The sequence below is a fragment of the Lawsonibacter asaccharolyticus genome, assembly GCF_022453915.1.
Taxonomy (GTDB): Bacteria; Bacillota; Clostridia; order Oscillospirales; family Oscillospiraceae; genus Lawsonibacter; species Lawsonibacter asaccharolyticus.
Genome location: NZ_CP091870.1, coordinates 1,863,469 through 1,884,913 on the forward strand (window position 1 = coordinate 1,863,469; position 21,445 = coordinate 1,884,913).

Annotated in this window: 23 protein-coding genes and 1 pseudogene; 6 read left to right on the forward strand and 18 right to left on the reverse strand. The window is 53.2% G+C overall.

Annotated elements, in window-relative coordinates; all coding sequences use genetic code 11:
• Position 1: 1 nt before the first annotated feature.
• The 4 genes and pseudogenes from tcmP to L9O85_RS08900 all read right to left on the reverse strand — a co-directional run bounded on the left by tcmP (position 2) and on the right by L9O85_RS08900 (position 4,499).
• On the reverse strand, positions 2–1,198 hold the full coding sequence (gene tcmP, locus L9O85_RS08885; protein ID WP_301578415.1) for a three-Cys-motif partner protein TcmP: 1,197 nt from the start codon (positions 1,196–1,198) through the stop codon (positions 2–4).
• Positions 1,199–1,239: 41 nt separating this feature from the next.
• Positions 1,240–1,401: a hypothetical protein gene (locus L9O85_RS08890; RefSeq protein ID WP_301578416.1), complete on the reverse strand. Its 162-nt coding sequence runs from the start codon at positions 1,399–1,401 to the stop codon at positions 1,240–1,242.
• 330 nt (positions 1,402–1,731) lie between these two features.
• Entirely contained in the window at positions 1,732–3,333 is a 1,602-nt protein-coding gene (locus L9O85_RS08895; protein ID WP_301578417.1) for a tyrosine-type recombinase/integrase, read from the reverse strand.
• A pseudogene (locus tag L9O85_RS08900) lies at positions 3,291–4,499 on the reverse strand (tyrosine-type recombinase/integrase). The gene L9O85_RS08895 and the pseudogene L9O85_RS08900 overlap by 43 nt, the downstream one beginning before the upstream one ends.
• Before the next feature lie 187 nt (positions 4,500–4,686).
• Between L9O85_RS08900 and L9O85_RS08905 the strand changes: the two are divergent.
• Positions 4,687–5,478: a Fic family protein gene (locus L9O85_RS08905; protein ID WP_301578418.1), complete on the forward strand. Its 792-nt coding sequence runs from the start codon at positions 4,687–4,689 to the stop codon at positions 5,476–5,478.
• 496 nt (positions 5,479–5,974) lie between these two features.
• On the opposite strand, the gene L9O85_RS08910 is transcribed toward L9O85_RS08905, so the two are convergent.
• The 14 genes from L9O85_RS08910 to L9O85_RS08975 all read right to left on the reverse strand — a co-directional run bounded on the left by L9O85_RS08910 (position 5,975) and on the right by L9O85_RS08975 (position 18,057).
• Positions 5,975–6,382 carry a helix-turn-helix domain-containing protein gene (locus tag L9O85_RS08910; RefSeq protein WP_301578419.1) on the reverse strand — a complete coding sequence of 136 codons (408 nt, stop codon included), beginning with the start codon at positions 6,380–6,382 and terminating at the stop codon, positions 5,975–5,977.
• A complete protein-coding gene (locus L9O85_RS08915) occupies positions 6,379–6,588 on the reverse strand; it encodes a helix-turn-helix transcriptional regulator (protein WP_301578420.1) in 210 nt (69 codons plus the stop codon). Before L9O85_RS08915 ends, L9O85_RS08910 begins: the two co-directional genes overlap by 4 nt.
• Before the next feature lie 177 nt (positions 6,589–6,765).
• Entirely contained in the window at positions 6,766–7,473 is a 708-nt protein-coding gene (locus L9O85_RS08920) for a hypothetical protein (RefSeq protein ID WP_301578421.1), read from the reverse strand.
• Positions 7,474–7,495: 22 nt separating this feature from the next.
• Positions 7,496–8,221: a response regulator transcription factor gene (locus L9O85_RS08925; RefSeq protein WP_301578422.1), complete on the reverse strand. Its 726-nt coding sequence runs from the start codon at positions 8,219–8,221 to the stop codon at positions 7,496–7,498.
• Positions 8,196–8,624, reverse strand: a complete 429-nt coding sequence (locus tag L9O85_RS08930) for a metal-dependent transcriptional regulator (protein ID WP_301578423.1) — start codon at positions 8,622–8,624, stop codon at positions 8,196–8,198. Before L9O85_RS08930 ends, L9O85_RS08925 begins: the two co-directional genes overlap by 26 nt.
• 13 nt (positions 8,625–8,637) lie before the next feature.
• Positions 8,638–10,302 (reverse strand): ABC transporter substrate-binding protein, encoded by a 1,665-nt coding sequence (locus L9O85_RS08935; RefSeq protein WP_301578424.1) that lies wholly within the window; start codon positions 10,300–10,302, stop codon positions 8,638–8,640.
• 22 nt (positions 10,303–10,324) lie between these two features.
• Positions 10,325–11,104: an ABC transporter ATP-binding protein gene (locus L9O85_RS08940; RefSeq protein ID WP_301578425.1), complete on the reverse strand. Its 780-nt coding sequence runs from the start codon at positions 11,102–11,104 to the stop codon at positions 10,325–10,327.
• The gene (locus L9O85_RS08945; protein WP_301578426.1) at positions 11,098–11,880 is read right to left on the reverse strand and encodes an ABC transporter ATP-binding protein; all 783 of its coding nucleotides are present in this window, start codon (positions 11,878–11,880) and stop codon (positions 11,098–11,100) included. Before L9O85_RS08945 ends, L9O85_RS08940 begins: the two co-directional genes overlap by 7 nt.
• A 2-nt stretch (positions 11,881–11,882) precedes the next feature.
• Complete coding sequence (locus L9O85_RS08950; RefSeq protein WP_301578427.1) at positions 11,883–12,701, reverse strand: ABC transporter permease; 819 nt, start codon at positions 12,699–12,701, stop codon at positions 11,883–11,885.
• Positions 12,698–13,633, reverse strand: coding sequence for an ABC transporter permease (locus L9O85_RS08955; RefSeq protein WP_301578428.1), 936 nt, complete (start codon positions 13,631–13,633; stop codon positions 12,698–12,700). The genes L9O85_RS08950 and L9O85_RS08955 overlap by 4 nt, the downstream gene beginning before the upstream one ends.
• Positions 13,630–15,396 carry an ABC transporter ATP-binding protein gene (locus tag L9O85_RS08960; protein ID WP_301578429.1) on the reverse strand — a complete coding sequence of 589 codons (1,767 nt, stop codon included), beginning with the start codon at positions 15,394–15,396 and terminating at the stop codon, positions 13,630–13,632. Before L9O85_RS08960 ends, L9O85_RS08955 begins: the two co-directional genes overlap by 4 nt.
• A complete protein-coding gene (locus L9O85_RS08965) occupies positions 15,389–17,149 on the reverse strand; it encodes an ABC transporter ATP-binding protein (protein ID WP_301578430.1) in 1,761 nt (586 codons plus the stop codon). Before L9O85_RS08965 ends, L9O85_RS08960 begins: the two co-directional genes overlap by 8 nt.
• A 78-nt stretch (positions 17,150–17,227) precedes the next feature.
• Positions 17,228–17,356 carry a cysteine-rich KTR domain-containing protein gene (locus L9O85_RS08970; protein ID WP_430688789.1) on the reverse strand — a complete coding sequence of 43 codons (129 nt, stop codon included), beginning with the start codon at positions 17,354–17,356 and terminating at the stop codon, positions 17,228–17,230.
• A gap of 65 nt (positions 17,357–17,421) precedes the next feature.
• Positions 17,422–18,057, reverse strand: coding sequence for a TetR/AcrR family transcriptional regulator (locus tag L9O85_RS08975; protein ID WP_301578431.1), 636 nt, complete (start codon positions 18,055–18,057; stop codon positions 17,422–17,424).
• 530 nt (positions 18,058–18,587) lie between these two features.
• Between L9O85_RS08975 and L9O85_RS08980 the strand changes: the two genes are divergently transcribed.
• The 5 genes from L9O85_RS08980 (at position 18,588) to L9O85_RS09000 (ending at position 21,438) form a co-directional block, all read left to right on the forward strand.
• Complete coding sequence (locus L9O85_RS08980) at positions 18,588–19,160, forward strand: GNAT family N-acetyltransferase (RefSeq protein WP_301578432.1); 573 nt, start codon at positions 18,588–18,590, stop codon at positions 19,158–19,160.
• A 17-nt stretch (positions 19,161–19,177) separates the two neighbouring features.
• Positions 19,178–19,555, forward strand: a complete 378-nt coding sequence (locus tag L9O85_RS08985) for a DUF1801 domain-containing protein (RefSeq protein WP_301578433.1) — start codon at positions 19,178–19,180, stop codon at positions 19,553–19,555.
• Positions 19,552–19,905: a DUF3795 domain-containing protein gene (locus L9O85_RS08990; protein WP_301578434.1), complete on the forward strand. Its 354-nt coding sequence runs from the start codon at positions 19,552–19,554 to the stop codon at positions 19,903–19,905. Before L9O85_RS08985 ends, L9O85_RS08990 begins: the two co-directional genes overlap by 4 nt.
• A gap of 161 nt (positions 19,906–20,066) precedes the next feature.
• Positions 20,067–20,510, forward strand: coding sequence for a zinc ribbon domain-containing protein (locus tag L9O85_RS08995; RefSeq protein WP_301578435.1), 444 nt, complete (start codon positions 20,067–20,069; stop codon positions 20,508–20,510).
• Between the two features lie 148 nt (positions 20,511–20,658).
• Positions 20,659–21,438, forward strand: a complete 780-nt coding sequence (locus tag L9O85_RS09000; RefSeq protein WP_301578436.1) for an alpha/beta fold hydrolase — start codon at positions 20,659–20,661, stop codon at positions 21,436–21,438.
• The last annotated feature ends 7 nt before the right edge of the window (positions 21,439–21,445 follow it).

Here is a 21,445-nt window from a genome sequence, read left to right on the forward strand (position 1 = left end):
ATTATATTTCCTCAATCTTTCGTGTAATATAAAACTCTCGATTATATGTGATAGGTTTATTTACTCGTTTTCCCTCCGGTAAAACGACTTTGATACATTCTCTTTGATGTAACAATTCAACTGCAGATTTTACTTCTGCCAGTGAGTATGGTAACACCTTGTATGCAGTTGACATCTCGTAGCGATCCATAAGCTCAGATAATTTTGCCACAGTATATTTTTTGTCATAACATTGAGGGTGTTTTGAGAATATTGCTTTTATGGTCTGTATAATAGAATTAGATGAATCGTCATCTCTGTTTAAGAGAGAAATCTGCATATCATCCTTACTGTCATATCCGAGTTCTGCGGATATCGAATTGCCCTGCTTAATCATAACTTTTCGCATTTCTTGGATTGCTTTATGCGCTTTGGAAATAAAAACGATATAATGACTGGTTTTTCCTTTATCATCGGCCTCTACATAGAACGGCAATACAAATAACTTAAATCTATTATCGTACTCTTCCTTTACCGTCAAATAGAGATTTTGGGAAAATAGCTTCAAAAATGCCTCTGCTTTTCTGCGCTGGGACATAGAAGAATCCATTTGAATTGCTTTTGCATCATCAAACAAATCTCCAAAAATCTTTCGGAAATCCTCTTCGTTAGAAGGTTTAGAAATATCTTGCAAGATTCGATCTGAATTAAAGAACAGGACACAGTCAGAACCTTGATTTTTGACTAAGTCCCACACCTGAGAGACTGATACATCTTTATACCCCCAAGGGTCGACAAAAGAAAAGATTGGATGATTCCCCTTGGTATATTCTGACAAGTTAATTTCCGATGCCTTTAAATTTCGTATCTGAGGTTGATGCTTTAATCGAGAGTATACTGGATGTGTTTTGACATACTGACGCAATTTTTCAGTATATTCCTTGTTGTGGTCATTAAAAACAATCTTTAGCCGATTTCGGACGGCATCGTCTTTGAAAGTATCAATGGTATCCAGAAGCTTTATTGGTGTAGATGCACTACCATCATCATAGTACCCCGGGCCACAGAACAGATCAATATACCAAATATCCTGTTTGAACTGTGCATTAATAATCGGGAAATAAGCTTTGAAGAACTCTGTTACTATCAATGTCTTAACACGAGATTTTTCTTTTTGCGCGGCAAAGAAATTATCTGTTGTCGAATTGCCTTTTCCCATCGGTAGATTACCCCTTTGAGTAAATTTTATAATGTTCTCACTTACGAATGTTTCAACAATTCTTCTGCAACTGTCTCTTTGGTTTTCTTCTGGTAAAAAAAGTCCAACTGCTGAATGTCCTGAGCAATATCCAAAATATCTGCAGCGTCTTTGGCTTCATGGCACTGCTTTGCATATGCTAATAAATATTCTAACTCTGACATATAAAACTCCTCAAAAATGATTTTTATCATTGTACCATATTTTGTGGAAAACGGAAATGGATTTGCGTAAACCACAAGTATTTCATGAAGACTTCTCTGCATTAGGTTTCGAGCAGACTATCTTGTATCTCAGTTTTTTGGCAGACCATGCAATCATTGCCCCACCACCACACCCATTTGACCGTAGACAGCTGGTGTGATTAACAATATATAGACACTTTTCCTTTCAACTGAATTTTAGTAGTTGGGAGAAATAGGGGCATACACGCCAAGAAACTCCCTTGATTTTAGACCATATATTTTTTGAATTATACAGCGTAATTTCCGAACTTATCGTAGCCCCAACTCACCTCGAATCTCATTGTAATATTTCCTGACTGTACTCCGATCCGTCCCCACCGCCTTAGCAATGGCGCTCTTGCTGGTAACTTCCGGATGCTCCCGCACATAGGCGGCGATGGCTTTTTTCTTCTCGCTGATCCCGTCCGGGATAGCATCCAGGTTTCCGCTCTCCTTGATGGCCTTGATTTCCGCTTTCATCTGCTGGATCAGTCCAGGCAGAAGTGCCTCGCACTCCTCTCGTGTTTTGGCGTACACATTGCGGGAGTGTTTCTTACCGTCCGGCCACACTGGGGAGTAGCGCCCCTCCCAGCAGTGTTCACTGATCTGGGTGATACAGCCGGTGCCGGCCTTTCGGATCTTGCCGTTGTAGGGAATGAAGGGGACGAATGGCTGCGGGTCTGTCTCCGGTGCTCGCTCTGAGGCCACCTCTTTCTCTTTGGGATCGACCTTTGCGATCCTCTGGTCGATCTTTGCCGCCGCCTCAGACCGCATGGGATTGGTGATGTGGGTGTAGATGTCCAGCGTGGTGGCCGCCGACACATGGCCCAGCATTGAGGAGAGGGTCTTCACATCCATCCCGCTGCCCAGAGCCATGGTTGCAAATGTGTGCCGTAAATCGTGGAATCTAATTTGCTTACACTGGGCGTGTTCCAAGATGAGGTGTAGCCGTGTTCTGATGTAGGCCGGGTCCAGCGGCGAGTCCTCCTTGAGCGGCGAAGGGAACATCCACCGGGAGTTTACGCCCTCCTTGTATTCTTTCAGAATGGTCAGAAGTGGTTGGGGCAGGCTGACCGTGCGGATGGAGGATTTTGTTTTGGGCTGGGAGATCAGCAAGCCATCTTCCTTTGTCCGATAGACTTGCTTGTTGATCTGCAGTTCTCCTGTTTCAAAATTGAGGTCATCCCACTGGAGGGCCAGTAGTTCGCCCCGCCGCAGGCCGGTGGTCAGTTCCAGCAGGAACAGTTCAAAGTATCCTTCCGCCTTGGCTTGAATCAAAAACCGCTGGATCTCCTCACGGGTCAGCACCTGCATTTCGCGAGCTTTCTTGGGCGGCAGTTTACAGCCGACGGCGGGATTCACACGGATCAGGCCCTCCTGTACCGCCTTTTCCAGCGCGGACCGGCAGTTGGCGTGGCACCCACGGACCATAGTGTCAGACAGGCTTTCGCCGTAGTGCTCCGCATGGAGGAGCCGCCCGTTCTTTTTCAGTCGGGCGTAGAACTGTTGCAGGTCGTTCTGTGTCAGTTGATTCAGAGGGATGTCACCCAGTTCCGGGATGATATGCAGGTAGATCCTGTTTTCATATCCTGCACGGGTGGTAGCCCGGAGTTTCGACTTGGAGTAGTTCTGATACCAGAAGTCTATCCAATCTCCGAAGGGCATTTCGGGCTTGATTTTGTCCGACTTGGGTGGAGCGTACTGTTCTTGTAACTGTTTCAGTTTCTCTATACATTCGCCTTTTGTCTTGGCCAGGACATTCTTGGTTTTGGGGAGGCCCTTTTCATCGTAGCCGATGACCACCCGGCCCTCCCAACGGCCGTCTTTTCTCAGGCGGACGGTTCCCTCGCCGTTCTTTCGCTTTCTTGCCATGGTTTCCACTCCTCTCCCAACAGTTCTGTCATGAAGTCACCCACGATATTCGCCGCCTGTTTCTGCATATCGCCGGTTACATGGGTGTAGGTGTCCAGGGTGAAACTGGCGTTGGTGTGGCCCAGGATGCCGGACAGTGTCTTCGCGTCCACACCTCCGGCGAGAGCGTGGGTGGCGAAGGTATGCCTTAAATCATGGAATCTGATACTTGGTAGGCCGGTATTTTTCAGGATCGTTTTCATCCGGTTGTAGGCATAGCCGGGATTGACCGGCTCCTCCGGATGCAGGGGATTTGGGAATATCCAATCGCTGATGGCGGTTTTCTTCCGCTCCCGCAGACGCTGGGCCGTGCTGTCCGGCAGGGATATGCTCCGGTGGCCCTTGTTGGTTTTGGTTTCTCCGACCTCCAGGCTGCCTACCTTGCGGGTGCTGACGGAGCGGTTGACTTTGAGAGTTCCCTCCGCCTCGTCGAAGTCCTCTCATCGAAGGCCGCAGATCTCGCCCCGGCGCAAGCCAGTGGTCAACTCGGTGAAGAAGAAGTCCCGCCACACCTCGTCCTGCTCGATTGCGGCCATGAAAGTGTCCAATTGTTCCTCATTCAGAATCTGCTTTGGACGGTAGTTGGGCTTGGGGACCACCGTGCCCTCGGTGGGATTCTTGGCGATTAAGTGTGCGCCCACCGCGTCTTTCATCGCTTGGTGGAGCATGGCATGGATGCGGGAGAGCATGGCGTCTGAGAGTTGATACCCGTATTCTGGATGCTCATGGATGCGACCCTCCCGTTTCAGTTTTGTGTACATCCGCTGGATGTCCGTCGAGGTGATGCGGGAGATCACCTTGTCTCCCAGGATGGGCTTGATGTAAAGTCTGGCATACTGCCGGTAGCCGTACATGGTGCTGTGGCGGATCGTCCCCGCTTTGTATTCATCCAGCCAGCGGTCCAGCCACTCTCCCAATGTCATGCGGCTGTCCTCGGTCAGTTCTACATCCTGATAGGTTTCGATGCTCTGGTGGAGTTTGCTCAGTAACTCCTTCTGCGTGCGGCCATACACATACCGGAAGATGGGGGCGCCGTTGGCCTTGTGGCCTACCACGATGCGGCCCTCCCAACGGCCGTCTTCCTTCTTCCGAACCATGCCGTCGCCGGATGGCCTGCGCTTTGCCACGATGATACACCTCCTTTGTAACGACACAACATACCGCAGAAAGAGAAAACTATCCAGGGGTACGGCGAACTGTTATCAAAAAGTTATCATTTGGGGTAGCGAACACAGTGGCAATCAATCAAAAATTTTTCTGTGATAAACCAAAATATATGGTATACTGTCTTCATAAAGTAGCGGAGGTGGTCGCATGGATTTGTACGATCAGGTGAAAAAACAGTGGCAAATGTGGTCTGTCCGTTCAGACGAAGACTTGGACCTGCGCCTGGACAACTTCCGCATTCTCTTCGCGTACAACTCCGGGAAAATCGAAAACGCGGCGATTTCTTACCACGACACCCGGGAGATTTTTGAGAACGGCCGGGTGGTCGGCTATACCGGCGATCCCCGCACGCTGTTTGAACTTCAGAATCAGAAGGTCTGCTATGACTTCCTCCGGGGGAAGATTCCTGTCAAGGAGCCGCTTTCCATCCCACTGATCCTGGAGATCCATCGTGCGCTGACGGAGGGGACTTACGATGAGCGCCGTTATCTGGTCAATGGAGAGCGGCCCGGGACATTCAAAAAACATGACTATGTGACTGGCATCCATGAGGTCGGCTCTTACCCGGAAGAAGTGGAAGGTGACTTGGCAGAACTGATCGGTGAAGTCAACTCTGTAGGTCCGAAAGCCCCGCTGAAGGCCGGAGCGTATCTCCATGCGCGTTTTGAGAATATTCACCCCTTCGCCGACGGGAACGGCCGCGTTGGGCGGACATTATTGAACTACTGGCTGATGATCAACAACTATCCCCCCATGATCATTTATGAGGAAGATAAAAAGGCATACTATGACGCGCTCCAGCAGTATGATGAACAGGAGTCTCTGGATGCTTTGGTCCGTTTCTTGGAAGCACAGACGGTCAAGACTTGGGCGCGCGTCATGAAACTCTCCCCAAATGATACGCCGAAACATCAAGGAATCGAATTTCATATGCTGTAAATGCCTGGCCTCCCGTAGCAGCGGGAGGCTTTTCTCTTTGTTTTGCAGCGCAATTTTTGAAGGGGCAATAGTCCGAATATTCACTTCTTGGATTTGCGATAAAACCGGTCACTATCCCCAAGGTGAACCCCGCAGGTTCACCCTTACGACCTTGATTTCATGCGGGTTTGAGGGCGCAATCCTCTGATTCCGGTCACCTGTGATCCCCGAAGTGAGCCAAACCGACCACCTATGACCCCCACAGACAACTCCCCGCAAACCGTTGTCCCGCCCCGCGTTGCGGGGCGGTGTGACCCGGCCGGAGGGCGCTTGCGACCCCCGGCCTTTATCCTGCACTATTTTCGACCCCTCGGTCCACCCTTTGGTGGGGTGAAAAACCCTTACTTCTTCGCTTTTTCAATATCCCGCCACACAGCCCCAACACGGCGTTGAAAGCCAACTGTGGGCACGGATGCTCCCCCGCCAGTTAAAGGCCCGCACAGCGGCTCACAGGCGGTCAAGCGGGGCTTTCCTGCTCTGTCAGGAGTTTCGCCACCCGCTGCCGCTCCTCCGCCAATTCTAAATCCTCCATCTGGCGGGCATAGTACTCATCCATCACCTCCTGGATGGGGCGGAGAGTAAAGCGTAGATTCCCGTTGCGTTTTCCTCCTGCCTTGGTAATGACCTCAGTCGGCTCGGCGGTGATGATACCACGCTCCTCCAGTTGCCGGATGTATTTGCGTACCGTGTTCCCGCTCATGTTCACTGCTTTCCCGATGGTTTTGATGCTGGGCCAGCACTGGCGTGTTTTGCGATCCTCACACCGCCGCAGGAAGCTGTACACGGCCAACTCACCGGCGGTCAGCCCCAAGAGAAAAATCTCATTGGGCAAAGCGAAAAAATTCCCATGACTGCAGAATCTCATTTCCAACCTCCTGTGTGCTCATTCACCCATTGGATGAACTGTTCTTTGGGTACCACCATCCTGTTGCCGATGCGCAGCACCGGGAAGCCTGGTTCGTGCATCAGCTCGTAGCCTGACGATGGTGATACGCCCAGCACTTTTGCCACCATTTCCGCGTTAAAAAACAGCGGCAGGTCATCGTAGGTTTTGTAACCGGATTCCTTCATGGCAGTTTACCTCCTACTTCTTTTCCGAGAATACTCACTGTACGGTACAGAATTGACACACGCATGTCGATCCACCTTCTCTACCCTGTATTGCGGAAACTATATCCTTTTGACACACTTTTGACAGAAAAACGGAGCGCCTGTTTTCACAGACGCTCCGTTTGAGACTGGGTCAATTCAAAAGTTTACTGGCTTCCGAAGGCGGCATTTGCCCTCCGCCTTGTCCCGCTCCTTCAGCAGCCGGGCGAGGGCGGAGAGGAACTTCTTCTGCAGGTAATCCACCCTGCCCCGGTTGAGCAGATGGGCAGAGGCATACTTACGAATGGAGAGGCCGTCCACAAACCGTTCCCGAAAGTAATCCCGGTAGTCTGCCAGAACGGTCTTCAGTGCGTTGTCCAGAAAACACAAATCCTCCTTCAGTTTACCGAAATCACTTTTGGTAATGGCAGCATACCGCTTTTGGTTTACACAAAAGCGGTACTTGCGCCAATCGAAGCTGTAGTTCTCGCAGAGCTCCTTGGCGTATGCGTGGTAGGTGGCGGCCTGCTGATACGCTCGGGCGTCGTATTCTTCCTCCATCTGCCGGGGCCGGCTTTTGCGCACCGGCCCCCGGAAGCCCTCATCTTCCAGCCTTTCGATGGCAGCCTCTGAAATCTTTATGTTGGTCAGCCGCTTGTACTTGGCCCGCCGCTCCCCGCGCACCTCCACAAAAGCGCAAAAGGACTTTTTGCTGGAGGTGTAGTATCTGGGGACATCCGCGAAAGGGTAGGTGGTCCAGATGACCACTTCCTCGCCGTTATCGGAGTCCGTGGCCAGAGAAACGACATAGATGACCTTACCGTCATAGCGCCGGTAGTATCCCGCACAGATCCGTCTGCCCGCCAATGAATCATCCTCCCTTTTTTGTTTACCGCAGGGCAATTTTTGATGCTGTGTCCCGCTCCTGCGGTGCGAAACGGTAGCCGATTCCCCAGACGGTCTGGATATATTCCTTGCCGGAGGAAGCCAGTTTTCTCCGCAGAAACTTGATGTGAGAGCGCACCGACTCATCCACATTGAAATCGCTGTCACATCCCCAGATACGAGTATAGAGCTGTTCCCGTGTAAAAACCTGTCCGGGGTGGCTGGCCAGAAAGTGCAGCATATTGAATTCCTTCCGGGTCAACTTCAGCAGGGAGCCTTTCAAGAGTACTTGGCGATGGAGGGGGTCGATGATCAGGTCAGTTCCGAAGGTCAGCGTATAATATTCTTTCTCTGGGTGATCGGATTTCATGTAGAGTTGAATGAGCGCATTGGCTTGGGCAATACAGCGGCGTGGGGCAATTGGTTTTTGGGTACAGACGGTTGCCCCAGCTGAAAGAATAGCAACTTCTTCTCCCAGTGATAGTGTATCGGTGAGCACCAGAATCGGGACCGCCTTGGCCTGGCGCATTGTTCGGAGCAGCTCCCGTCCATCCATATCCTCCAACACCGGATCCATAATGACCAGACAATACCGATGCCGCATAAAGCTGTCCAGGGCCTCCACTGTGTCAATGAAATACCGGACCTCTGTGGTATCGTCCTGCAGGGCGTCCCGGAGTTTCCGGCAAAGGGGCAGGTCATCATCAACCAGCAGGATCTGTTTCCGCATGAAACCGCCTCCCGTCCCCGGTTGGCTCTGTATTTTTGGGGGCCTTCCGGTATAGCTCAACCAGCTTCTGAAAACTGGCTGGGCTGATCACATGCTCCATGCGGCAGGCGTCCTGTTCGGCGGTTTTGGGCTCTACACCGGCCTCTACCAGTAGGCGTGTGAAGAAGCAGTGCTTCTCATAGGTCTGCTCCGCCACCTCACGGCCTATATCAGTCAGGCGGAGGAAAAAGTCCCCGTCCATAGTGAGGAAGCCGCCCGCCTTCAAGGTAGCTACCGCATGGCACACGCTGGGCTTGGACACCCCCATATACCGGGCCACATCCACGGAGCGCACCATCCCTCTTTCCTTTTGGAGTACCAACACGGCCTCCAGATAGTCCTCGCCCGACGCATGGAGTTTCATTGGGATACCTCCCTTATTTCAGATGGATCGCCGCAACATCCACATGGTTTGGAATACTGTTGAAAGTATAAGATTCAATTACTTCGTTGTTAAATACGGCATATTCGTTTCTGTAGTTGAGCGGAATCACCACACTGCTCTCATTGGCGGAGTCCAGCGCCGCAGTATAGATCTCCTGAACGACCGCGGGATCGTCTGTGTTGTAAAGCCCGCCAATCAGTTCCTTGGCTTCCTCGTCGCTCATGGTAGCCAGGGCCTTTGCGACCTGCGGATCGGTGGAGTAGATACCGCTGGGGTCAGCATAGTCAGTAGACGGATACATATTTGCCACGAAGGTGTATGGGTCATAAGGAAACCAGTAGCTCATGTAGGCGGTCATCTCGTAGTTGTCCTCCATGAACACCTGCTGCATGAAGGCCATCAGGTCAATGGGATTGGTCTTGATCTCAATTCCCAGTTCAGCCATAGAGCTCTGGAAAAAGAGTACCATGTTGTCATAAACGCCCGTAGAGGGGTAGGTGATCGTAAAGGAAAGCGCCGTTCCGGCCTTCTCCCGGATGCCGTCCCCATTGGAATCGACCCAGCCAGAGTCCTCCAGCAAGGCAATCGCCCCATCCATGTCGTAGTCCGGGGTGGACACCGTGGCGGTGCAGTAGGGCATATCCGCAGGCATCACCGAGTCCGCCTTTGTGCGCAGACCAGAATAAATATTCTGAGCGATAGATTCCTTGTCAATCGCCATCTGGATGGCTGTGCGGACATTCAGATCATCCAGCGGTGCCACCTCATCGTTCAGCGCGATAAATTCCGTCACAAAGTCAAAGTCAGAGATCACGCCGGTGATTCCCTCCACCTGAGACAGCTCCAGATAGGAATTGGCGTCCAGCGTATCAGACCCCATGATAAAGTCAACCTCGCCGGCCCGCATGGCGGCAACCTTGGACTCTGGAATCACCTTTACGGTAAAGCGGTCCACATCCGGCTCCTCACCCCAATAGTTCGGGTTTTTCACAAAGGTGTATTCCGTTGCGGTTTCATTCACGCTCTCAAACATATACGGGCCGGTGCCTGGGGTGTGGGTCATCAGGTATTCGGTATTCAGAGAGCCGTCCTCATGGAAGGCCGCTGCGGAAAGGATACCCCGGGGCATCACCATGGAAAGATCGTTCAGAACATTGTAATAAGGCCGGCTCAGGTGGAAGGAGACAGTGTACTCGTCATCCACTGTGATTTCAGTGGTCAGCATGTCAAGCTGACCATAATTGGCACTGGTGCCAATTACCGACTTCATATTGTCAAAATAGAGTTTGACTGCCTCGGCATTGAACGCAGTGCCGTCATTGAACTGCACATCGTCCCGCAGATGAAAGGTATAGGTGAGACCGTCATCCGAGGCAGCCCAGTCTGTCGCCAGACAGGGCAGGTATTCACCGTCCCGGTATTCGACCAGTCCCTCATAGAAATTGTTCATATAATAGGTGGCCTCATAGGACTGCACGCCGGGGGCAAATCCCATGGAAAAATTGGCGCTTTGCGCAATGGTGATGGACCGTTCCTCCTCACCGGCAGGCGGTGTTGAGGAAGAAGCGGGGTCTGGATCATTTGCAGTGGTTCCGCAGCCGGCAAGAAGCATGGCGCTCATAGCGCCGGTCAGCAGAAGGGACAAGAACTTTTTCATGCTGTTATTCTCCTTTTTTGATTTATTGCAAGGCCCTCCGCTTGGAGCGGACTGCCTTTACAAGCTCTTGTGAATAGGGCTCCTGAAAATCAGCGAAGCTCCTGGGGTGCTCAAGTGTTTCGATGATTTTGCCCCTGCGCATGACATGGATCGTGCCGGCCATATACATGGCGGTGTCCAGATCGTGGGTAATCACCAGAAAACTGATCTGAAGTTCCGATTGAAGCTCCTTCAGAAAATCCAGCACCTGCTTTTTCAGCGTGACATCCAATCCGCTGAAGGACTCGTCAAAGATAATGTGTTGGGGCTGGGCGGCCAGAGCGCGGGCAATACACAGCCGTTTTTGCTGTCCACCGGAGAGTTCATCCGGCCGATGACGGAGTGTGTCCCGTTCCAGTCGTGCCATGTCCAGCAGTTCAAGGCACCGCTGTTTTCTCTCCTCCGCCCCCATGTGGAACAGCAGCCGCAGGGGCTCCTCCAGAATGGACGCCACACTCTGGTGAGGGTCTAAAGACCCCAAAGCGTTCTGCATCACAAGCTGGACCTTACCTCTTACAGCGCGGAGTTCCTTTCTTCCGCAGGCGGACACCTCCAGACCATCCAGAAACACCCGCCCACCGTCCGGCCGCTCCACATAGGACAGCACTCTGGCTAAAGTGCTCTTGCCGCTCCCGCTCTCTCCCACGATGGCGGTCACGCCTCCATCTCCAAGCTCTATGGAGACATCCGAAACCGCATCGAACACGGTATGCCCGCCGCCTGGGATCTGATATTGTTTTGTGATATGTTCCGCTTTCAGCATAGTCCCTCCTGAAAGAGTACGCTTGCCTGCACAAGCCGCCTGGTATATTCGTGCTGTGGAGCAGAAAATACCTCCCGTGTTTTTCCTTCCTCAATGATCTCGCCGTCCTTCATAACGGCTACACGGTCGCACAGTCTTGCCGCCACGCCAAAGTCATGAGTCACCACAATCATGGAGCCGCCGGCCCGCCTCAGCTTCTCCAATTCATTCAGAATGAGGTATTCGCTGGCCGCGTCAACAGCGGTGGTAATTTCGTCTGCAATGATCAATTCCGGGCGCTGCAGAATCGTCAGGGCAATCATCACACGCTGCAGCGTGCCTCCGGACAACTCATGGGGATAGCTGTTGATGATTTTTTCCGCATCAGGCAAATTGACATCCGCAAGCGCGGCAGCCAGCCGCCCCCGGAACTGTGTCCGTTCCCTGCGTCCTTTCAGCGAAAAGCCCAGTTCCATCTGTTTTCCCAGCTTGAGCATGGGTGCAAAGGCGGTCATGGGGTTTTGCGGGATCATACTGATCTGCTTGCCCCGATAGCCGTCCAGCTCATTCAGCTTCACCGCAAGCATTTCTTTCCCGTTCCATTGCACGCTTCCGCGCAGGTCAAAAAGCCGTGGATTCAACAGCCGCATAATACACTTGCTGGTCATGCTCTTTCCGCTGCCGCTCTCCCCGATCAGGCCAAGTGCCTCTCCGCTTTTTACGGAGAAGCTGACGGAGCGCACAAGGGTTTCCTTTGTCTGCTTTGTACGGATGGATAGATTGGTAACTGTCAGCATGGCTATCCCTCCCTCGGTGCGCAGATGTCCCGCAGGGCCTCCCCGAACAGGTTGAACCCTGCCGCGGCAAACAGAATGCAGAGCCCCGGATACACCAGGAACTGCGGATGGCTGAACATCAGTTTATTGGCATTTACAAACATGGCACCCCACTCCGCCGTCCCTGTTTCCAGCCCCAAGCCGAGAAAAGCATAACTGGAGATCATAATGATGATGGAGGACAGCCCTGTGCTGTACAAAACCAGAAGGTGCGGCAGAATATTGGGGATGATATGCCGAAACACAATACGCAGCTCCGAACAGCCGGACATCCGGCAGGTGATCACATAGGGCTGATTCCGCTCCCGAAGCACATGGGTGCGGACCACCCTCGCGTTCCAGACCCACATGGCGATTACGATAGACAGGACGATGCTGGCCGCTTTTGACTCAAAGAGCCCCACCAGGGTGATGGCAACGAGGAACGGGGGAAAGGCCATAAAAATATTGGAGGCCACTTCAAATATGCGGTCCAGCACCCCGCCGATATAGGCGCACAGGGTAGCCACCACGGTGCTGATAACCGCCAGCAACAGCAGTGTGGGCAACGCGATACTCAGAGAGGCCCTGGCTCCGTAGATCAGGCGTGAGAGGATGCAGCGTCCAAGCTCGTCTGTTCCGAGGGGATACTGTGCGTCCGGCGGGGCGAAGCTGTGGGCCACATTCAGCTGCATCGGGTCATTGGGTGCAAAGACCGGGGCCAGCAGCATCACAAGAAACACGAGAAGCATCATGGCAAGACCGAGGACGGCCTGCGGGCGGTGCATGATTTTGCGGATCATAGGCCGCCTCCCTTCTGGCTCTGCGGGTTTAGAAGCGCGTTCACGCAGTCCGCGATAAAATTGACCAGGACGAAAATGACGGCGGTGAGCAGTACACACGCATTGATGGTAATGGTATCTCTGGCTCCCAACGCAGTGACCAGCATGGACCCCAGCCCCGGGATGGAGAACACGCTTTCCACCATGGCGCTGCCCGCAATCATAAAGCCGAAGCTCTGCGCCAGCATGGTGATCAGCGGCGGCAGCGCAAACCGACTCACCAGATTGGCGATTTTCCACTCCGATACGCCCCGGGCCCTGGCATACAGGACAAAATCGCTGTTGTACCCATCCAGAAGTGAGGATCGAAACACACGGATGTTGCCGGCGGCCATAGGAATAGCCAGCGCCAGGGCCGGAAGAATGAAATCCTTCAGGCTGTCCGCTCCCATAATGCTGAAAATAGGAATATAAACCGCGAAGGCGAGCAGAAGCATGAAGCCGATCCAATAATTCGGCAGAGACATACAGATGATGCCGAACAGGTAGATGCTCCGATCCGCCAAGCCGCCTTTTCTGCTGGCGGACAGCACTCCCAGCGGAATACTGAGCAGAGTGGCAAACAGGAGCGCCATGGCAGCCATAACCAGGGTGGGCCGAATGGAAGCCGACAGTTCTTCCACAATCGGCCGCCCAGTGTTATAGGAGTTTCCGAAATCTCCATGCAGGGCGTTCCACAGCCAGGAGCCGTACTGCTGGAGAATCGGCTGGTCGAGCCCAAGTTCTTCCCGCACCAGTTCAACCTGCTGCGGGGTGGGGCGGTTGTAACGGCGCACTGCCAGCGCCTCGGCCGCATCTACCGGGGACAGGTTGGTATAAAAGAAAGTCAGGATCGTGACGCCGAACAGGACAATCACCAGCAGGCCGATCCGGGCCAATAGTTTCTTGCTCATACCTCCGCTTTAACCTCGCTGCTTTTCCGCTCCGCAATACGCCACGATTCTGCGGATCTCCGGGAGCAGACAAAATCCGCATAGATACCTCCCTGCTGCATCAGTTCCGCATGGCGGCCCCGCTGCACAATCCGCCCTTGATCCAGTACAAGAATCTGATCCGCCTCCTGGACAGTTTTCATCCGGTGTGCGATCATAACCAGAGTTTTTCCGGCGGTCAGGACCTTGACTGCCTCCTGCAACTCCGCCTCGTTCTCGGGGTCAACATTGGCCGTGGCCTCGTCCAAAATGATGATCGGCGCGTCCTTGAGCATGGCCCGTGCGATGGAGAGCCTCTGGCGTTCCCCGCCGGAGATCGTGGCGCCGCTCTCACCGATGATGGTATCGTAGCCATCCGGCAGGGCCGTGATGAAGTCATGGCACCGGGCCGCCTTTGCCGCGGCCACCACCTCCTCATGGGTGGCGTCCGGCTTGCCGAACTTGATGTTATTCTCAATGCTGTCGTTGAACAGGTACACGCGCTGAAAGACCATGCTGAAATTGCGCATCAAACTATCCAGCGCATAGTCCTTCACATCAATGCCGCCCAGCTTGACCGCGCCGCTGTCCACATCCCAAAACCTTGCCATAAGACTGGTGAGGGTGGTCTTGCCGGAGCCGGAGGGCCCCACGATGGCAGTGGTTGTCCCTTCCGGTATGGTAAAGCTGACATCGCGGATGATTTTTCGCTCTCCATAGGAAAAGTCCACATGCTCGAAGGAAATACCGCAGTGTTTCGGCGTCTGTACCGAGCCGCCCTCGTCCATCCGTGGAGCGCGGTCGATTTCCTCCACCCGGTCGATGGAGGCATCGATCATGGGCAGCATAAAGAACATCTCCCCGGCAGACTCCAGCTCGCTATATACCAGGAAAGCGGAAACCACCACCATCAGGCAGGTAAAGAGGGTCATACTGCCTTGCAGGAAAAACCAGATTGAGAGCAGAATCGCCGCCACCGCCGTAACACGCAGGACGATCTGCTCCAACACATTGTAGGGAATACGCTTGCGCTCCAGCTTGAAATTCTGCTGTTCCGTCTCCTCAATCGTGCGGTTCAGCGTCTGATTGGCCGCTTTGTCTCCATGGAAAGCGCGCACCACGCTCATGCCCTGTATGTATTCCAGCACAGCGTCCACCAGCCTTGTCTGGGCTGCCAGCCGCCCCGGAGATAACTCTCTGGATTTCTTCAGCAAAAGTGAGTTGACCCAAAGGAACAGAAGCATACCAAGCAGGAATACCAGCCCGATGCGCCAATCAAAGCACAGGATCGCCAAAGAGAAGATGGTGGTCCGAATCATGCCCACCACCGTCCGGGCGATCACCGCAAAGGACAGACTCTCCAGGTCCTCCATGGTGGAGGTGGCCGCCGCAGTGAGGCTGCCCAGGCTCTGGGCGTTGAAGTAGCCCATGGGCATATACTTCATGCGCTCCCCGATATGGATGCGCTTTTCCGCGCACATCCGGTAATTGGCGTGCCCCTCGCTGTTATGGGCCAGATACCAGCACAGGGCGGCTCCGGCCACGCTGACCGCCATGATCCCAAAGGCCATCCATGGGGTGGCCCCGGTCATGTTCTGCTCTACCAGGGCGCGGAGCACGACCAGCAGCGCCACAAACTGCAAAGCCTCAAAAATGCTCCGCAGCAGTTCAAAGGCCATTCCCTTATACCAGGTGCCTTTCTGCTCCCCGGCAAAGCGGAAAAACCGTTTATATGCGTCAAACATGCTTGCCACCTCCTTCTCTCATGTCCGCATCTTTCGCCTGCGTGTGGGCCGCCCACATCTGCGCGTAGAGGGGACACCGCTTCAGCAGTTCATCATGCGTTCCCGCGTCCAGGATTTTTCCCTGTTCCACCACGGCGATTTGGTCTGCATCGGTGATGGTGCTCAGGCGGTGGGCGATGACGATGAGCGTCTTTCCACGGGTCAGCCTGCCGATGGCGTCCTGAAGCACCGCCTCGTTCTCGGGGTCCGTGTAGGAAGTCGCCTCGTCCAAAATCACAATCGGGGCGTTTTTCATCATGGCCCGCGCAATGGCGACCCGCTGGCGCTCCCCGCCGGAGAGGTGTCCGCCTGCGCCGCCCACCACAGTGTCATATCCATGATCCAGACCCATGATGAAATCATGACAGCCGGACGCCTTTGCCACGGCCTCCACTTCATCGTCGGTGGCCTCCGGCCGTCCCATACGGATATTTTCCCGGACAGAGACATTAAACAGGAAATTATCCTGAGAGACATAGCCGATGAGATCCATTACCTGTTCCGGCGGGAGGTTTTTCACATCCACCCCGCCGATGGTGATGCTCCCGCCGCCAGCGTCCCAATAGGAGGCGATGAGCTTGGCGATGGTGGACTTGCCGGAGCCGGACGGCCCCACCAGCGCGGTGGTCGTGCCTTGCCGGATATTCAGCGTGACGCCGTTCAAAACCTGCTTATCTTTGTAAGCGAATGTCACATCCCGCAGGTCAATGTCCAGCCCATGCAGTTCTTTTCTCTGCGCAGGCCGCTCCAGATCCGGCTCGGACAGCACAGCGCCAATTTCCCCGGTGATGGTCGCAATTTTGGAGAAATCATCGGTCAAAAAGATCGCCGCTACCAATGGCCCCACGATACCGAGGGACAGGATTGCAATCGTGATAAAATCCGGGGCGGTCAGACTGCCATTCCTATAAAAGACACACCCAATGGGCAGAACGCCGATCAGCACAGCGGGCCAAATGGTCATCATCAGGGCAGAGTACCCCTGCGTGGATTTCATCCAGTCCAACATAAGGTCTGCGCTCTGCCGCACGGCCTGCGTGAACTTGCCATAGGAGGCTGCACTCTGATTGAACGCCTTGATGACTTCAATGCCGCCTATGTACTCCACCGTGGTGGCGCTCATGTGCTTGCCAGCCTGGATCACCGCGCCATACTTTTTCGGGTACTCTTTCATCTGGGCCATGTAACAAAGCATCCCAATGGGGATGGTGATGAGCGAGACCAACGCCATGCGCCAGTCCAAGACAAAGAGGTAGACCACAATAGCGATAGGGACCAGCAGATTAGAGGTCATTTCCGGAATGATGTGGGCCAGCGGGACCTCCATCTGTTCCACACGCTCTACCATGGTTGTTTTCAGGCGGCCCGATGGCGTATCGGTCAGATAGCCCATAGAAACGCGGGTCAGCTTATCCGCCACAGCCCGCCGCAGTTCCGACAGTACATGGAAAGTGGCTTCATGGGAGCATCGGGTGGAGATGCCGTGAAGAACAGACCTGAGCAGATAGGCGATCAGGGCGACTGCTCCCCAGGCCAGATAAATCGAAAAGTTCTTTTCACCAGAAATAAGCAGGTTGACCATTCTTGCCACAGCAAAGTATGGTATCATCCCGCTGGTCACGCTGAGAACAGCAAGAACAGTGGAGGTAATAAATCCCGCCCGGTGCGGTCTGATAAATGCCATCAAACTAAATGGCTTCCTTTGTTTCTGCATCGTATCCCTCCCAAAAGTTAGCGGCTTCTAACCAATCAACAAAAAAAAGGCCGACAACCCGCAGGATTATCCTGCAAATCATCGGCTCTGCGTCTTTGCGTCTGGCTCTGATAATATGATGTTTTGTCCCTGCACATCAACGATGTGTTCTGCTCCGCATTTGGGACAGAAAAGCGGAAAACGCTTTAGAATGGTGTCTGGATTCACCTTGGTGCGGGTCTTGTTGCCGCAGGTAGGGCAGTGAATCCAGCCGCTCCGGTCAATCCACCCGCTCAATGGTTTTCACCTCCATCTCCGAAGAAGATGGTTTTCCAGCCGGCGGTGTAAAAACGCCGCATCCTCTGGATATGCTCGACCGCCTGATCCTTTGGCATATCGTGGATGACCACCTCGAACATCCCGGTATAAAAGGCGCTGGACAGCAGATGGCCCAGCTCCGGTGTAAGGCGGCCGCTGGAAATTGCGTCGTTCCCGGACGCCTGAATATAGCGCATGGTACATTGGTTGTCCAGTTCCACGATCCGGTGGAGGAATTCCTGATATGTACTATTCTCCCCACTGGTTAAAAGCAGCTTGAACTCATCAAAATGATCGTAGATATAGTCCACAGAGGCCCAAAAACCGTGGTCGGAGAAGGAATACATTTGACTGGTCTGTTCGACTCCGGGCAACTGGTTAAACTGCTCTAAGGTTGATTGAATCAGACCACAAAAATCATCCATGGCAGGCTGTACGAGGGAACGGTACAGGCTCTCTTTGTCCGGGTAGCGAATATAAATCGCCCCTTTGCTGGAGCCGGCCTTTTCCGCAATCACACGGAGAGACGCATTCTCGTACCCATTCCTCATGAATTCCGCTTTTGCGCACTCCAGTAATTTTTCTGTTACCCCGGCAATTCTTTTCGCCATATGCCACCTCTGTTCTATCAGTCCGCCGGTTTGAAACCACTGGATTTAATATAGCACACAACGAAAATCCTGTCAATATGGCGTATCGCGTATTTTTGTTTACAGCCCTGCAAATCCTGAGCCGTCAGAATGAGGTACTTCGCCTGCTTCATGGTGTTCTTGATCCTATCACTGGATGCCCCGACCCCAAAGCCCTCCCTGGTGTGTTGAAGTAATGCCCTCCAACTCATTTTGCGAGATTTTTGACCACAGCTTCAGCCACAGTGCGGTGTGGAGTATACGGAAACAGCATGTTCAAAGAGTGACAGAAAGCAATCGGAATGGAGCGAAAAGAGCCAAAATCGAGAGGAAATAATTCAAAAAATCTTTCTTTACCTATTTGGGAGCAAGATGCCGGGAGTTCGAGTCTCCCCACTCGGACCAAAATCCGTCAAAATCTTGTGATTTTGACGGATTTTTCTTAATTTTTGCAACAAAACTATTCCATTAAATTTCGCTATCCATTTTTGCTTTTCTTGAGGTGCCGAAATATGGTGATCGAGACAAAACGGCTGATCCTGCGCCCCTTTCTGGAGACGGACGCAGCGGATGTCTATGAGTATCTGAAAGAACCCGCAGTCAATTGCTTTGCCAGTATGAAGCTGCACTCCCTGGATGAGGCAAAAACAGAGATGAAAAAGCGCCTGAGCGAGACGGAGTACTACTTCGCCATCACGCTGAAAGACGGCGGCAAGGTCATCGGCGAGATCGACGCCTATCCGGAGACGGGCGAGCCCCACGCAGGTGAGGACGCCGTGCGGGACACCTTCAGCCCCTGTTGGATGCTGAACGGGGCCTACCAGGGCAAGGGGTACGCCTTCGAGGCAGCCCAGGCCTTTTTCGGCTATCTCTTTTCCCAAAAGGGCGCAAGGCGCATCTACGCTTACACCGAGGACTATAACCTTGCCAGTCAGCACCTGTGCGAAAAGCTGGGCATGCGCCGGGAGGGCCTATTTCTGGAATTCATCTCCTTCGTGAACAATCCCGACGGCACGCCCCGATATGAAAACACGGTGCAGTATGCCATCCTGAAAAAAGAGTGGGACCGGCAGCAGTCCCAATAGGCAGTTGGAGGTATGATATGGGCGCAGCTTCTGTTTCCGAGTATGTGGCGTCGCTGAATGAGGAACAGCGGCAGCATGTCAGCGCATTCATTGAGTTTATGCGTGCGGAATATCCGCAGTTGACTCCTAAAATCTCCTTTTCCATACCCATGTGGCTGGTGGGGAAAAAGATGAACGAGGGGTATGTGGCAGTCTCCGCCGCGAAGAACCACTTCTCCGTCCATTTTTCCGACGAGGCGTTTCTAAACCGCTTGTCTGAGAGTCTGCCCGCCTGTAAAAGAGGAAAGCGATGCATCAACATCCCATACGGCGATGAAGCGTCCCTTCATGCGGTCGAGGAACGCATCAGCGATTTTCTAAAAATCTATCACTTTGAAGGGAGTTCCTCCCTATGAATAATACAGAGGAGATCGGCTGCTGCGGCGCCTACTGCGGCACCTGCCGGGAGTATCGGAAGACCTGTAAGGGCTGCAAGCCGGGGTATCTGGACGGCTCCCGGGACCTGAGCCGGGCCAAATGCAGGATGAAGAAATGCTGCCTAACCAGAGGTCACATCACCTGCGCGGACTGCGAGGAATATGACCGCTGTGAGATCATCCAGTCCTTTCTCAACCACCCCGGATACAAATACGGCAAGTACAAGCAGGCACTGGAGTACATCCGCGCCCACGGCCACGCCGCCTTCCTGAGTGCGGCAGAGCACTGGACAGGTGCTCATGGCAAGTACCCTGAACAAGATTCCTGAAATAAGCGATAGCGCCCGCTGATTATCCACAGATTTCAGCAGGCGCTATTCTTTGTATAGGCATATTAAAAACTGATACGCCTGATGCGAGTTGAGGCAACAGCCAGTTGCTTTGCTTTTTGCTCCCGCTGTGATACAATCCAGGCAAGGTGGTGATCAACATGGAACCCAAAGATATTCTTCTGGAACTGCGCACCAAGCGCGGACTCTCCCAGGAACAGCTGGCGGAAGAAGTGCATGTGACCCGTCAGGCGGTTTCCCGCTGGGAGACCGGTGAAACAGTGCCTAATACAGAAACTTTGAAGCTGCTCTCCGGGCTGTTTGATGTCTCCATCAACACCCTGTTGGGTTCCCCCAGGCAGTTGGTCTGTCAGTGCTGCGGTATGCCCCTGGAGGACGCCAATATCAGCCGGGAGCCGGACGGCACCTTCAACGAGGAGTACTGCAAGTGGTGTTATGCCGACGGGAAATTCGTCTACACCAGCCTTGAGGAATTGCTGAATTTCCTGGAAAGTCATATGTCCAATGAAGCCTGGCCCCCAGAGCAGGTCAGAGCCTATTTTGAGGCTCAGTTGCCCAAACTGAACCACTGGAAACAGGTATAGCAAAGGCTCCCACTCTTTGAATTTCAGAGGGTGGAAGCCCTTGCTATACAGTGCAGATTTTGTATTGCTCCGGGATGGAATTCTGTGTGGGTTCGCAGTATAATGATTCAATCATCCTGCTTTTTTACCATTCGGGAGGAAACCCAATATGACATTTCATGAATTCGGAGACCGTACGCTCCCCCATGTCATGCTGATCCATGGCGGCGGAAACGCATGGTGGAACTACCTGCGGCAGGCCCGTGTTTTGGCCCAGCATTATCATGTCATCCTGCCCACCTTGGATGGGCATGGCGAGGAATATCGAACGCCCTATGTCTCCACCGAGCGGACGGCAGACCAGTTGATGGACTATATCCAGCAGCATTGCGGCGGACATCTTTTTGCCCTGTGCGGGGTATCCCTGGGCGGCCAGATCGTGATGGAGCTTTTGGCGCGGAAGCCGGATCTTACGGAAAAAGCCATCATTGACGGCAGCCTTTGCTATCCCAGGCCAATGATGGCCCGTTTTTGCATCGCCTCGGTATGGCTGTTTGGGTGGCTGCTGTTCAGCAAAGGGGCGTGCCGTCTCCAGTTAAAACTGATGCCCAAGCTGCTGCCCAAAGAAATGGTCTATCCCCGGGAGATCCAGGAATACTATCTTCAGGACATACCCAGAACGCCGCGAAAAACCTTATACACTATGTACCGAACCTATATGGCACAATATTACCTGAAAGAAAGCGTGGGAAGCAGCCGCGCTCAGGTTATGTACTGGTACGGAGAAAAGGAAATGAAATGCGTTAAAAACTCCGCACATATGTTTCAGCAGCTGCTTCCCTCCAGCCGGATCTACGAAGCAAAAGGGTGTGGGCACGGCTATCTGGCCGTCTATCTGCCGGAGGAATGGTTGAACATTGCACTTCCATTTTTTGAGAACGGGTTTTAATAAGCGG